Below are 14103 nucleotides of genomic sequence, written 5' to 3' on the forward strand. Positions count from 1 at the left end.
AGATCGACTCTCGTGGCGTTGGTGTTGCTTTACCTGGTGGTTCTCATTGTGGTGGCGGCCGTCTTGTTCGGCGTGGCCAGCCTGCTGTTCGGGCGCGGGGAGCAATTGCCGCCTCTGCCCCGGGCGACGACGGCGACGGTATTGCCGGCCTACGGCGTCACCGCTGCGGACGTCGACGCCGTGAAATTCACCCAGGTACTGCGCGGATACAAGACCAGCGAGGTCGACTGGGTGCTGGAGCGGCTGGGGCGCGAGCTGGACACACTGCGCGCCCAGGTGGCCGCCCTGCAAGGGTCCGGCGCTCAGGCCGCACCCGCCGCCGGCGCCGAGGTGCCCGACGCCGACGCCGTCGCGATCGACCGCTCCGGCCCCACATGAGCCGGCGATGAGCGACGACGGCATGATTCGGTGCGGTTGGGCCGTCGTTCGGCCGGGTCCCGACGCCGATCTGTACCGCACCTACCACGACGACGAGTGGGGCCGCCCGCTCACAGACGGCACCGCGTTGTTCGAGCGGATGAGCCTGGAGGCCTTCCAGAGCGGACTGTCGTGGCTGATCATTCTGCGCAAACGGGAGAACTTCCGGCGCGCCTTTTGCGGCTTCGACGTCGAGAAGGTCGCCGGCTTCACCGAGGCTGACGTGCTGCGGCTGCTGGCTGACGACGGAATCGTGCGCAACCGGGCCAAGATCGAATCGACTATCGCCAATGCGCGTGCCGTCCTGGACCTGGGGTCGCCACAAGACCTTGCCGACCTGCTGTGGTCCTTCGCGCCGCCGCCGCGTCCCCGGTTTGCTGATCTCGCCGAAATACCCTCCGCCAGCACGGAATCGAAAGCCATGGCCAAGGAGCTCAAGCGCCGCGGCTTCCGCTTCGTAGGACCCACCACGGCGTACGCGCTGATGCAGGCGACAGGCATGGTCGACGATCACATCAGCGCCTGCTGGGTCCAGACGAGCGGTTCGGGGCGTCTCCAGTAGGCGTCAGGTTGGCCTCACAAGCGGGTCTTTGTGCACCTCGTCTCCCCGATAGGGAACAATGGAGGGGTGATTTGGCAGTTCAATGTCGGGTATGGCTGGAAATCCACTGGCGGGGCATGCTCGGCGCCGACCAGGTCCGCGGGTGCGGGCCAGCTCGAATCTGGAGGGAGCACTCGATGGCGGCGATGAAGCCCCGGACCGGTGACGGTCCACTTGAAGCAACGAAAGAGGGGCGCGGCATCGTGATGCGGGTACCACTTGAAGGCGGCGGTCGCCTGGTGGTCGAGCTGACGCCCGACGAGGCTGCCGCGCTGGGCGACGAACTGAAGGGCGTCACCAGCTAACCTGCGGGCGGTTGACCCGTCTGCTTCACGCACAGACCTTCCGGTAGATGTCCAGCGTCTGCTCGGCGATGTGTGTCCACGAGAATTCCTCGATACAGCGTTGACGACCCGCGTGGCCGTACTGTTGCGCTTTTGCAGGATCGGCGACCAGCGCGTTGACCGCCTCGGCCAGCCGTGCCTCGAAGGCGTCGGCGTACTCGGCGTCGTAATGCACCAATGATCCGGTGACGCCGTCCGCCACCACCTCGGGTATGCCACCGACGTCGGAGGCGACCACCGCCGTCGCGCAGGCCATCGCCTCCAGATTGACGATGCCCAATGGCTCGTACACCGAGGGGCACACGAAAACATCTGCGGCCGTAAGGATCTCACGCAACTTGGTTTTGTGGAGCATGTCGCGTATCCAGAACACCCCGGTGCGGCTGCGTTCCAGTCTGGCGACCGCAGAGCGCACTTCCTCCGCGATCTCGGGGGTGTCGGGCGCCCCTGCGCACAGCACCAGCTGAATGTCCGGACTGAACTGGTGCGCGGCCGCGACCAGGTGCGGGACGCCCTTCTGCCGCGTGATGCGTCCGACGAAGGCGACGATGGGCCGGTTCGGGTCGACCCCGTGTTCGTGGAGCACCGAGCCGGTGTGCACGGGGCCGGCGGGGTGCCAGAACTCGGTGTCGATCCCGTTGCGGATGACGTGCACCGCATTGGGGTCGACGGTGGGGTAGACCCGCAGAATGTCGTCCCGCATGCCGGAGCTGACGGCGATGAGCGCGTCGGCGGCCAGCGCAGCGGTGTGTTCGACCCAGGAGGACACGTGGTAGCCGCCGCCGAGCTGCTCGGCCTTCCACGGCCGCATCGGTTCCAGCGAATGTGCGGTCAGCACGTGCGGCACGCCGTAGAGCAGCTTGGCCAGATGTCCGGCCAGGCCGGTGTACCAGGTGTGCGAGTGCACGACGGTGGCAGCGTTGGCGGCGTAGGCCATCATCAGGTCCGCCGAGAGGGTGGACAGTGCCGCGTTGGCGGCACTTAGGCGCGGGTCGGGCTGGTGCGCGATGGCGCCGGGCCGGTCGGAACCCATGCAGTGCACGTCGACGGCGCACAGCCTGCGCAATTGGGATACCAGTTCGGTGACGTGTACGCCGGCTCCGCCGTAGACCTCCGGTGGATATTCCCGAGTCATCATCGCCACCCGCATACCCGCACGTTAGTTTGGCGACGAGGCGGCCCGCATATCGGGCCGGTGGGAAACTGGACGGGGTGGCCGTCGCCGCGTGCCGCCGGTCCCGCCGGACCGGGCCCAACGGACCTGACTGGCTGGTTGCCCACCGGATCGACAATCGGGGGCCTACCGGTGGCAGCGCTGAGTAGCTGCCGATAGGTTTGAGCCATGAGGGAAGCGCCGCACGTGCTCGGCATCGTGCTGGCCGGTGGCGAGGGCAAGCGGCTTTATCCTCTGACTGCCGACCGGGCCAAACCGGCGGTTCCATTCGGCGGGGCCTACCGGCTCATCGACTTCGTGTTGTCGAACCTGGTCAACGCCCGCTACCTGCGGATATGCGTGCTCACGCAGTACAAGTCGCACTCTCTGGACCGCCACATCTCTCAGAACTGGCGACTGTCGGGTCTGGCCGGCGAGTACATCACCCCGGTCCCCGCGCAGCAGCGACTGGGACCTCGTTGGTACACCGGCTCGGCTGACGCCATCTACCAGTCGCTCAACCTGATCCACGACGAAGACCCCGACTACATCGTGGTATTCGGCGCCGACCACGTGTACCGGATGGATCCCGAGCAGATGGTGCGCTTCCACATCGACAGCGGAGCCGGAGCAACGGTGGCCGGCATCAGGGTGCCGCGCACGGACGCCAGCGCCTTCGGCTGCATCGACGCCGACGAGTCGGGCCGGATCCGCGATTTCGTGGAGAAGCCGATCGACCCGCCGGGCACTCCCGACGATCCCGGCAGCACCTTCGTGTCGATGGGCAATTACATCTTCACCACCAAGGTGCTGATCGACGCGATCCGTGCGGATGCCGATGACGACCACTCCGACCACGACATGGGCGGTGACATCATCCCGCGACTGGTGTCCGACGGGATGGCCGCGGTGTACGACTTCAGCGACAACGAGGTACCGGGTGCCACCGATCGCGACCGGGCCTACTGGCGCGACGTGGGGACACTGGATGCGTTCTACGACGCGCACATGGACCTGGTGTCGGTACACCCGGTGTTCAACCTGTACAACAAGCGCTGGCCCATCCGCGGAGAGTCGGAGAATCTGGCACCGGCGAAGTTCGTCAACGGGGGATCGGCGCAGGAATCCGTCGTGGGAGCGGGGAGCATTATTTCGGCGGCCTCGGTGCGCAATTCGGTGCTGTCATCGAATGTGGTGGTGGACGACGGCGCGATCGTCGAGGGAAGTGTGATCATGCCGGGGGCGCGCGTCGGTCGCGGCGCAGTGGTGCGGCACGCGATCCTGGACAAGAACGTTGTCGTCGGCCCCGGCGAGATGGTCGGCGTGGACCTGGACAAGGACCGCGAGCGTTTCGCGATCAGCGCGGGGGGCGTGGTCGCGGTGGGTAAGGGCGTCTGGATCTAGCGGGCAGCCCCCACTCTCGCGGGCAGACACAAAATCGCATGTTTTAGCAGGCGAACGTGCGATTTTGCGACTGCTCGCCGCGCCGACTAGGAGATCTCTGGGACCAGTAGGTGCGCGTCATAGCGTGGGCCCCAACGCAATGTCACCAGACCGCGCGGGGGGTCGGGGTATGCCGCCGGGAACTGGCCGGTGAGCGGATTGCGCGGGCATAACCAGCGCCCGGCCACCACGAAGCGCAACTGCTCGCCCGCGCGGAACAACGTCGCGGACGGCCCTAACGCCACATTCAGAGCAAGCACCTCGCCCGGTCGCACCGGCTGCCGGCGGTCACAGGCCGGGACCGGTTCCCAGGGCTTGGAGAGTTCGGCGTCGAGGGCGCGCAGCGACACCCGCTGCCAGCCGCTGGTGACCCGGTCGCGGCCGTACCCGTAGGACCCTTCGAATCCGACGTAGCGCCCGTCGCGCCACTTCTCCACTCCTACAAAGATGTTGGCGTCGTCGAAGCCGTCCAACTGAACCCAGAGCCGGGCCGCCATGGGGCCGGTCAGCTCGATGTCCCGCGGGATCGTCAAGCTGAAAGCCGCTGCCCGAGAATGGGTCTCGAACGTGATACTGCCCGCACTGCTCGGCGGTTCCTTGGCCAGTGTCCCGGGCCCGGCCAGATACAGCCGCCGCCACCGGGTTCGGGCGAGCGGCCATTCGCTCTCGTCGCGCACCGAGGTGACGGTGTCGCGGTCCTCTCGCACCTCGAGGCGCACACTGCGGGACTCCGGCGCGCCGTCGAGCACCCCGTTGAAAAACCGCAGTTGTTCGGCCAGCCCTTCCCGGGAATAGAACTGCTCCCATTTGCCGCCGCGGTGGGTGTACAGCCGGCTGTGGCGGGAGCCGGCCCGCGTGAAGGCCCGGACCGAGCCGCGGCCGTGCATGTTGTTGTCCGAGAAGCTGCCGCAGACCAACATCGGCACCGTGATGGACGGCAGATCGGGTGCCAACGCCCCCCAGGTGTCGTCGCGCAACGGATGCTCGTCTTGCAGCTGCTGCAGGCTGTAGGCCTGGCGGGTCCGAGTCGCCAAGATCCGCGACCACAATCTGGTGAAACCGAATTCCCGGATTCCCCCGGGGAAGGTCAGGTCGCGATAGGCGTCGGTGAAGCCCTCCCACGGACAGATCGCGCGCAGGGCCGGGGGCTGCAGGGCAGCGACCGCGTATTGGCTCAGCGCCAGGTACGACACCCCCAGCATGACCACGCGACCGTCGCTCCACGGCTGCTCGGCGACCCACTGCACCAGGTCGTAGGTGTCCTCGGCCTCCTGCTGGGACAGCAATTCGCCGGTGCCGTCCGAGTGCCCGCAACCGCGCGCGTCGGCATTGACGACGGCGAAACCCTGCGCGGTCCACCATGCCGGGTCCGGCGCCTCCCAGCCGGTCAGCGCCGAGAAGGTCAGCGGTTTCGGTTGGCGCAGAGCGCGGAATTGCGCGGAGAATGTCCAGCGGCTGCGGCGCCGACGTGGCAGCTCGTCCTTGCCGTACGGGTGGATGCTGACGATGACCGGTGCGGGCTCGCCGCTGCGAAAGACGTTGATCCGCAACACCGTTCCATCGCGGGTAGGCACCTCGACGTCGCGCTCGACGACCAGGTCCGAGGGCGGATCGGTGACAGTGACCGGCGGCCGGGCGATACCGCGAAGCCGGTCCAACGCATACCGTGCGGCGCCGGGACGTCGCCAGGGCCGGTCCAGGGCAGGTGCCGGGTCTCGGGCCACGCCGCCACCTTAGACGCGCGCCCCTTTCCCTGCGCGAGCAGACGCAAAGTCGCGTCGGAACGCCTGCTCCGCGGTGAGTTTGCGACTGCTCGCGGGAGGGGGTGAGTGGGTTACCAGACGTGGGGGAGCAGCCGGTAGCGCACCCGCCGGCTGTATTCGCGGTATCCCGCCAGCTCGGCGTTGAGCATTGCCTCCTCGTCGCGGATCCGCAGCACCAGCGCGACGGCCCCCGCGATGACGGTCAGCAGACCCCAGTACGACCCAAGCGCCAGCGGGATACCCACCATCATGAGCAGCGAGCCGCTGTACATCGGGTGCCGAACCCAACCGTAAAGGCCGTCGGTGACCAGGGTCTGGCCCTCTTCCACCGTGATCGTGGCTGCGGCATAACCGTTTTGGACGACCACCAGCAACGCCACACCCAGCCCGGCCGCGACGAGGACGTCGCCGATCACCGACACCCACGCCGGAACCGATGACCACCCCATGCGATGGTCGAAGGCGCTGAACGCCATCGCGGCCATGGAGGACAGGAACAGACCGGTGACGAGCACCTTCTGCGCCGGCCGGGGTTCCGCACGAGGACCACCCCGCATGCGGCGTTGCAGTGCCGCCGGATTGGTCACCGCCAACCAGACGGTGGAGGTGATCGTTGCGGTCATCGCGATGGCCACGAACACCCATCCCTGCCAGTAGTGCACCGTTCCCGCGGGGATGAACACCAGCGCGCCGTACAGGACAACCGCGTACAGGTGTGACCCGGCGGCCTTGCGGCCGACGTTCATGACCGGATGTCGCGGCGACGAAACGCCTTGACGCCCAGAGCAATCAAAGCCACGTCGATGGCCAGCAGCCAGAGCAGCGGCGCTGCGGTGAAGTCGTCGCCGACGTGCGGGATATGCGCGAACGGTTCCAGGTCGAGCAGCCACTGCGGTGATCCCGACAGGGAGCCGAGCAGATACAGCGTGACGAAACCGACCAGTACACCCCATGCGACCGGTGTGAATCGTGGTGCTAGACCGAACAGCACGACGGTCACCGCCGACAACAGCCACACGGAGGGCAGCTGGACCGCGGCCGTGCCCACGACCATCGGCAACTTCGCGGCCACGTCACCGGCCGCCATGCCGTAGACCAGCCCGCCGGCCAACCCGGAGAGCACAATCGCAAACGTCGATCCGCCCAACGCCATCAGTAGATGACTGGCCAGCAGCCGGTACCGCGGAACGGAGCCGGCCAGCAGGGTCTCGGCGCGCTGACTGGTCTCCTCCTGGTGCACCCGAAGCGACAACGAGATTGCGAACGCGGCGGCGATCATGCCCAACATCACGTATCCCACGGTGATGAAACCCTGCTCCAGCGCACTGGTGCCGCCCATCCGGGCAACGATGTCGCGAGCCGACGCCCCGCCCAGTTCGTCCCCGATGCCGTGCGCCACGCTTCCGATCAGCACGCCGTACAACACCAGGCCCACCGTCCACACCAGCAGCGCGCCGCGATCAAGGCGCCACGCCAGGCCGAAAACGCCACCGAGCGCTGCTGAGGCGGTACCGCGGCCGGCGCGTTCGGCGAACAATCCGGCGCCGACGTCGCGGCCGGCCAGCAACCGGTATGCCGCGGCTGTCAGCACCATCGTCGTGACCAGATGCAACAGCAGCACCCACCAGCGATCGCCGGCATAAGGACGGACCTGCAGCGACCACCCCAGCGGCGACAACCACGACAGGGCGCCCGATCCGGCGTCACCGACGGCGCGCAGGGTGAACGTGACGCCCAGCACCGCGAACGCAAGGCCACGGGCAACCCGGGCGCTCGGTGAGAGCTGAGCGGTCACCGCCGCCACGGCGGTGAAGACCAGACCCGATGCGGCCAGCGCCGCGCAGAATGCCAGCGACCCGCCCGGCGCGACATCGGTGGTAAGCAGTCCCGCGGCGCCGATCAACCCCGTCGCCATGGAAGCCCCGAACGACAGCAGCAGCGCGGCGGTCAGGCTTGCGTGGCGGCCGACGGCGGTCGAATCGATCAGTTCGGCGCGGCCGGTTTCCTCGTCGGCCCGGGTGTGGCGAATGACGGTGAGAATGACCGCTACTGCGATCAGCGTATGGAACATGCCGGCTTTCCAGATGCCGACCGCACCGAGGCTGGTGTTGTAGATCTGACCGTAAAGCGCTCGCTGCGCCGGACTCGCCATGATGGAGGCCGCGAATCCGGCCCGTTCGGCCTCGGTGGAATAGACCTTTTCGATGCTGGTGATGTACACGCTTGCCAGCGGGACCGACAGCAGAAGCACCCACAGCGGCAAGACGACCCGGTCACGGCGCAGGTAAAGCCGCAACAATTGGAATGTTCCGGTGAAATTCGAACCGCGTTGCGGCGCAACGGCAGGACGTTCGCGTAACGCCGTGCTCATCGCACCACCACCTCCTGCCCGTCGTGGGCCGCCGCGGTGCTGTAGTGCCGCATGAACAAGTCCTCGAGGGAGGGCGGCTGGCTGATCAGACTGCGCACGCCGGCGTCACCGAGCACCCGGATCAGTTCACCGAGGCTGTCGCTGTCGACCTGAGCCCGCAGCGTGTTGCCTTCGACGCTGACGTCCGCGACACCCTTGATCCGGGTGATATCGCCCGGGTCGCCGATCAACTCCGCTTTGATCGAAGTACGGCTGAGATGACGCATGGACTCCAGCGAACCGCTCTCGACCGTCCGTCCCGCTTGGATGATGGTCACCCGCTCGCACAGGGCTTCGGTCTCGGCAAGGATGTGGCTGGACAACAGCACCGTGACGCCACGCCGGCGTGCTTCTGTCACGCACTGCTGAAAGACGTTCTCCATCAACGGGTCCAGCCCGCTGGTCGGCTCGTCGAGTAGCAGCAGCCTGGCCCGGGACGAGAACGCGGAAATCAGAGATACCTTCTGGCGATTGCCCTTTGAGTAGGTACGAACCTTCTTGTGCGGGTCGAACTCGAAGCGCTCGATCAGCTCCGTCCGCAACTCCTGGTCGATGCCCCCCCGCATGCGGCCCAGCAGGTCGATGGTCTCACCACCGGTCAATGATGGCCATAGAGTGACATCGCCTGGGACATAAGCGATTTGACGGTGCAACCGGACCGCGTCGTTCCACGGGTCACCGCCCAGCAGGCGCACCTTTCCGGCGTCGGCCTTGACCACGCCGAGCAGGACGCGAATGGTGGTGGACTTGCCGGCGCCGTTGGGGCCGAGGAAGCCGTGCACCTCGCCTTCATGCACGGTCAGGTCGAGGCCGTCGAGTGCCCGGACATTGCCGAAGCTCTTGATGAGGCCTTGAACCTCGATGGGTGCCTGATCAGCCGACATGGGAATCTCCTTCGTTCGCTTGGTCGAGGAACGCGTCGTACATGGTGCGGTCGGTCAGCAGGCCCTCGGAATAGAGCTCGAGGGCGGGCAGCACCATGTCACGGGCGTAGTCGCGCAGGACTGCGCGCAGATCGGTGGGGGTCTTGTGCATCTGCAGATAGAGCAGGAAGGCGCCGCCTCCGGTGATGGCCAGATATCGCGCCCGGGCCTGCGGGTCGCGGCTGGGCTTGACGGTACCGGCGCGTACGCCTTCCTCCATGTACGCCTCGACGTTGTCAATCATCCGCCGCCACAACATGTTCGCCAGTTCACCGCCGGACTGCATGCTGCGTACCAGGTAGGACATCAGCGGCGCGTAGGACTCGATCTCGGCCATTTGCCCCAACCAGGTCGCCGGGTCGTTGGACTGCATCGCCGCGGACTTGCCGCTGCGGATCTCCTCGGCGACGTATTCGTCGCAGGCCTGGCGCAAGCCGTCTTTGGAACCGAAGTGGTGGATGACCAGTGCTGCGCTGACTCCGGCGGCTTCGGCGATCGCGCGGACTCCAACACCGAAACCGTGCTCACCGAACTGCTCGATGGCCGCATCCCGGATCCGGGCCGGCGCAGTCAAGTCGGCTGAACGCATGTTCAGTACATTAAACGCTCGTTCAGCGCGGCGCAAGAATGGCGTTGTAGAAGGAGTGGAGCTCACCCCGCGTCTTGACACGGGGACGCGGTGCCGGCGTCGGCGGCATCCCGCCCTGTCCGCTACACGGCGCCTTTAGCGCCGACCTTGCCGCTGCCGCCAGAGCCCCCGGGTGCCCCGGTGGTGGTGCCACTGCCGCCGCTGCCGCCGCTGCCGCCGCTACCGGCGCTGCCGCCGCTAGAGGGCGGGGCGATCCCGCCAAGGGCGTCGGCGCCGTCGCCGCCGTCACCGCCTCTGCCGCCGTTGCCGCCGTTGCCGCCCTTGTTGTCGTAGAAAGTGGAAGCGCCGTCGGTGACGGTGCCGCCGTTTCCGCCGGCTCCGCCGTCACCGCCGCTGCCGCCGGTGCCGCCGTCACCGCCGCCCAGCTGACCGAAAGCGCCGCTGCCGCCTGCACCGCCGTCACCGCCGGCACCCGCCGCGCCGCCGAGACCCCCGTTGCCGCCGGCACCAGCCTTGCCGTGTACGCCCGGCGTCAGGCCGGTGGCGCCGTTGCCACCGTTGCCGCCAACGCCGCCGTTGCCGCCGTCGCCGCCAGCCCCGCCGGGCAGTCCCGCGGTGCCGCCGAGGCCGCTGTTGCCTGCGGGGCCGGTGGCGCCGTTGCCGCCGGTGCCGCCGGTGCCGCCGTTGCCGCCCTGGCCGCCGCCGCCGGGGCTGCCGTGGGTGCCCGAGGATGCCAGGGCCGCGCCGGGGGCGCCTCCGTTGCCTCCGTTGCCGCCGGCGCCGCCGGTGCCGCCGTTGTCGCCGCTGCTGCCATTGACGCCAGTGATGCCTTTGCTGCCGGTGGTGCCTTTGTCGCCGCTGCCGCCGACTCCACCGTTGCCGCCGTCACCACCGTTACCCGAGACCGTTCCGCCGGTTCCGCCTGCGCCCCCGTGGCCACCAGTGCCACCGGCCACGCCGGTGCTGTCGGTGACAAAAGCTCCACCCCCACCGTTGCCGCCGGTGCCGCCGTCTCCACCGTCGCCGCCGTTTCCGACCGTCCCGGCGTGGCCGCCGGCTCCTCCGTTGCCGCCCTTGGTGCCATTGCTGCCAGCGCCGCCGTTGCCGCCGTCGCCACCGTTGCCCCCGGTCCCGGGCCCGTCATTGCTGCCACTGGTACCGCTACTGGCGTAGGCGCCATTGCCGCTGTGGCCGCCGGCACCGCCGGCCCCGCCGAGTCCCGGGTTACCACCGTCACCGCCGGCGCCACCAGTACCGCCGGGATTGCTTGCGCCGAAGCCGACGAAACTGCCGACGCCGTGGCCACCGTTCCCGCCACTGCCGGCAGCCCCACCGAGACCACCACCGCCTCCGACCCCGCCGACGCCGTGCGTCCCGGCCTGGCCGGATGCTGCCAGTGCGGCACCGCCTGCTCCACCGTTGCCGCCGGCCCCGCCGGCCCCGCCAGTCCCGCCGTCACCGCCGAATCCACCGGCCCCCCCGTCGAGATGCAGGGAACCATCACCAAAGCCGATGGGCGAGCCGTCGGAGCCGTGGGCCCCGTCTCCGCCGACCCCGCCGACCCCGCCGGTGCCGCCGACCCCGCCGTCGCCGCCTCTGCCGCCGTTGCCGGACACCGACCCACCGCGACCGCCGCGGCCGCCGTCGCCGCCATCGCCGCCGTCGCCGCCGATGCCACCGGTGGCACCGGAACCTCCGTCACCGCCACCGAAAGCACCTGGAGTGCCCGACGTCCCTGAGATGCCAGCGCTGCCCACTGCACCGGCACCCCCTGTGCCGCCTTTGCCGCCGTCGCCGACCGTCCCGGCGTCGCCGCCGTCCCCGCCGTGGCCACCTTGGCCGCCGGGGGCGGTCGCGTTGCCGCCGTTGCCACCGTTGCCGCCGTTGCCGCGGGTCCCGCCCACATTGCTGCTGGGCGCGACGCCGCTCTGCGCGTATGTGCCATTACCGCTGTAGCCGCCGGCCCCGCCGACGCCAGTGTCGCCGCCGTCGCCGCCGTCGCCTCCGTCGCCTCCGAAGTAGCCATTGCCGCCCTTACCGCCGGCGCCGGCGGCCCCGCCTAGACCACCGTTGCCCCCGACCCCACCGGCGCCGTGGTTGCCGGCCTGGCCGGATGAGGCCAGGGCTATGCCGCCTGCGCCGCCAGCACCCCCGGCCCCGCCGGCTCCACCCAGGCCACCGTCGCCGCCGATGCCGCCGTTTCCGCCAGGAGCGACCGGAGTGCCAACGAAACTCGGGCCATTGGCGCCAGCGGCGCCGGCACCGCCGCCACCGCCGACCCCGCCATTGCCGCCGGCCCCGCCGGCCCCGCCATTGCCACCGTTTCCGGACAAAGATCCACCGCTACCGCCCGCCCCCCCGGCACCACCTACGCCGCCGATCCCGCCGGTGGCGCCGATGCCGCCGCTACCGCCGTCAGCACCAGGGCCGCTAGCCAAAGCGCCTTGGCTGCCGGACATGCCTGTCGCGCCGAGCTTTCCATCGCCGCCGGCCCCGCCGTCGCCACCGTTGCCGACTGCCCCGCCGTTGCCGCCGGCCCCGCCGGCCCCACCGGCCCCACCGAAGTTGACAGCATCAGCGCCGTCACCTCCGTTGCCCCCGTTGCCGCCGGTGCTGACCAGCTGACCAGCGGTACCGTTCGCGCCGGCCATACCGCCGGCGCCCCCGGCCTCGCCGCCGATCCCGGCGGCACCGCCGGCCCCGGGGTTGCCGCCGCCACCCCCCGCCCCGCCGGCACCAGCGATACCGCCGATGACACGCCCCTGACCCCCGGCGCCGCCGTTGCCGGGAGCCCCACCGTTGCCGCCGTTGCCTGCGCCGCCGCCGTCACCGGCGATGCCCGCCTGCCCCTGTCCCCAATAGCCGCCCCGGCCAGCCGTGCCGCCGCGACCGCCCGCACCGCCATCTCCACCGCGGCCGCCGTCTCCGCCACTCCCACCGGCCAGGCCCAGGCCGCCCTTGGCGCCGACTGCGCCGGCACCGCCGTCGCCTCCGTCAGCGCCGGAGCCGCCAACCCCGCCATTACCCCCGCTACCGAAAATCAGCCCGGCCGCCCCGCCGGCCCCGCCGGCGCCGCCGGAGCCGCCTGCCTGGCCCGCGCCGCCGACGAGGCCGGGAGCTACCGAAGTGGCGCCGGGGGCGCCGGCGAAGCCTGAGCCACCCGCCCCGCCGGCGCCGCCGTTGCCGAACAGCAGCCCGCCATGGCCGCCGGTACCACCGTCGCCGCCGTGACCGCCGTCGATGGTTGCGGCCCCACCGTCGCCTCCGGCCCCGCCGGAGCCATAGACGAGCCCGCCGCTGCCGCCGTCTCCGCCGTTGCCGCTAAACCTGGCGGCTCCGCCGTCCCCGCCGCTGCCATAGAGCAAGCCACCCCTACCGCCGTGGCCGCCACTGCCGCCGTCGTCACCGCCGAGCCCGCCGGCTCCGCCGTTACCGATCAAGCCGGCAGCTCCGCCGTTGCCGGCGTTGCCACGGTCACCACCGTTGCCGCCCGCTCCGGCGTCGCCGTAGAGCCATCCACCATTACCGCCGTCCCCCCCGCGACCGCCGGCACCGGACGCGGCGGCGTCGCCGCCGACTCCGCCGGTGCCGAGCAGTCCGGCCGCGCCACCGTTACCGCCGTGTGCGCCGTTGCCGCCGGCTCCGCCCGTGCCGTAGAGCCATCCGCCGTGACCGCCGGCGCCTCCGACACCGCCAGCAGCAGCGTTGCCGCCTGCTCCGCCGGTGCCGAGCAGCCCGGCAGCTCCGCCGCTTCCGCCGTTGCCGCCGGTGCCGGCATTGCCGCCGGCCCCACCCGCGCCGTAGAGCCATCCGCCGCGACCGCCAGCACCGCCGACGGCCCCGCTGCCGCCGCTGCCGCCCGCACCGCCGTTGCCGATGAGCCCTGCTGCCCCACCCTTACCACCAGCAGCACCGGCTGCCACGGAGTATCCATTGCCGCCGTTGCCGTAGATCAGCCCGCCGGCCTCACCGTTGGGGTGGGCGGCGGTCCCGTCAGCCCCATCGCCGATCAGGGGTCTGCCCAGCACAGCCCGGGTTTGGGCGTTGATCGCGCCAAAGGTGTCCCCCAGGACCCGCAACTGAGTCGCGGTGCTCGCCTCGGCTTCCGCATAGGCCCCCGCGGCGGCATCCAGGGCCCGCACGAACTGGGCTTGAAACGCCGCCGCCTGGCCGCTCAGCGCCTGGTACTCGTAGCCGTAGTTGCCGAACCACCTCGCGATCGCTGCCGACACCTCATCCTCGGCCGCGGCCAGCACACGTGTCGTAAAACCGGCCGCCATCGCATTGGCGGCCCCCACCGCCTGCTCGATCCCGGTCAAGTCCTGCGCGGCGGCCGCCATGAGCCCGGGCGCCGCGATCACAAAAGACGACATCTGCAGCCCCTATGACGACGATGAAATTCCGACCGCTCGCATCGTCAGTGAGCGAACGCGTAGGCGGGCCCGTAGCCGGCTACCCCA

General features: G+C 69.9%; 11 protein-coding genes. 4 read left to right on the forward strand and 7 right to left on the reverse strand.

All coding sequences use genetic code 11. The features are described from left to right. Window positions 1–12 precede the first annotated feature (12 nt). The 3 genes from AC5Y7D_RS23030 (at window position 13) to AC5Y7D_RS23040 (ending at window position 1323) form a co-directional block, all read left to right on the forward strand. Window positions 13–378, forward strand: coding sequence for a DivIVA domain-containing protein (locus AC5Y7D_RS23030; RefSeq protein ID WP_499928036.1), 366 nt, complete (start codon window positions 13–15; stop codon window positions 376–378). Between the two features lie 7 nt (window positions 379–385). Further along, entirely contained in the window at window positions 386–979 is a 594-nt protein-coding gene (locus AC5Y7D_RS23035) for a DNA-3-methyladenine glycosylase I (RefSeq protein WP_499928037.1), read from the forward strand. 176 nt (window positions 980–1155) lie between these two features. Further along, window positions 1156–1323 (forward strand): DUF3117 domain-containing protein, encoded by a 168-nt coding sequence (locus AC5Y7D_RS23040; RefSeq protein WP_003406247.1) that lies wholly within the window; start codon window positions 1156–1158, stop codon window positions 1321–1323. Between the two features lie 25 nt (window positions 1324–1348). On the opposite strand, the gene glgA is transcribed toward AC5Y7D_RS23040, so the two are convergent. Next, window positions 1349–2512 (reverse strand): glycogen synthase, encoded by a 1164-nt coding sequence (glgA, locus tag AC5Y7D_RS23045; RefSeq protein WP_499928040.1) that lies wholly within the window; start codon window positions 2510–2512, stop codon window positions 1349–1351. Between the two features lie 192 nt (window positions 2513–2704). Between glgA and glgC the strand changes: the two genes are divergently transcribed. After that, window positions 2705–3919, forward strand: a complete 1215-nt coding sequence (gene glgC, locus AC5Y7D_RS23050) for a glucose-1-phosphate adenylyltransferase (RefSeq protein WP_499928042.1) — start codon at window positions 2705–2707, stop codon at window positions 3917–3919. A gap of 86 nt (window positions 3920–4005) precedes the next feature. On the opposite strand, the gene AC5Y7D_RS23055 is transcribed toward glgC, so the two are convergent. The 6 genes from AC5Y7D_RS23055 to AC5Y7D_RS23080 form a co-directional block, all read right to left on the reverse strand. Next, entirely contained in the window at window positions 4006–5682 is a 1677-nt protein-coding gene (locus AC5Y7D_RS23055) for a CocE/NonD family hydrolase (protein WP_499928044.1), read from the reverse strand. 110 nt (window positions 5683–5792) lie between these two features. Further along, window positions 5793–6467: a methyltransferase family protein gene (locus AC5Y7D_RS23060; protein ID WP_499928046.1), complete on the reverse strand. Its 675-nt coding sequence runs from the start codon at window positions 6465–6467 to the stop codon at window positions 5793–5795. After that, window positions 6464–8092 (reverse strand): ABC transporter permease, encoded by a 1629-nt coding sequence (locus tag AC5Y7D_RS23065; protein ID WP_499928048.1) that lies wholly within the window; start codon window positions 8090–8092, stop codon window positions 6464–6466. The genes AC5Y7D_RS23060 and AC5Y7D_RS23065 overlap by 4 nt, the downstream gene beginning before the upstream one ends. After that, entirely contained in the window at window positions 8089–9015 is a 927-nt protein-coding gene (locus AC5Y7D_RS23070; RefSeq protein WP_499928049.1) for an ABC transporter ATP-binding protein, read from the reverse strand. Before AC5Y7D_RS23070 ends, AC5Y7D_RS23065 begins: the two co-directional genes overlap by 4 nt. Then, on the reverse strand, window positions 9005–9643 hold the full coding sequence (locus AC5Y7D_RS23075) for a TetR/AcrR family transcriptional regulator (RefSeq protein WP_499928052.1): 639 nt from the start codon (window positions 9641–9643) through the stop codon (window positions 9005–9007). The genes AC5Y7D_RS23070 and AC5Y7D_RS23075 overlap by 11 nt, the downstream gene beginning before the upstream one ends. Window positions 9644–9765: 122 nt before the next feature. After that, window positions 9766–14016, reverse strand: coding sequence for a PE family protein (locus AC5Y7D_RS23080; protein ID WP_499928053.1), 4251 nt, complete (start codon window positions 14014–14016; stop codon window positions 9766–9768). Window positions 14017–14103: the final 87 nt, after the last annotated feature.

This window comes from Mycobacterium sp. NGS49, assembly GCF_059812565.1.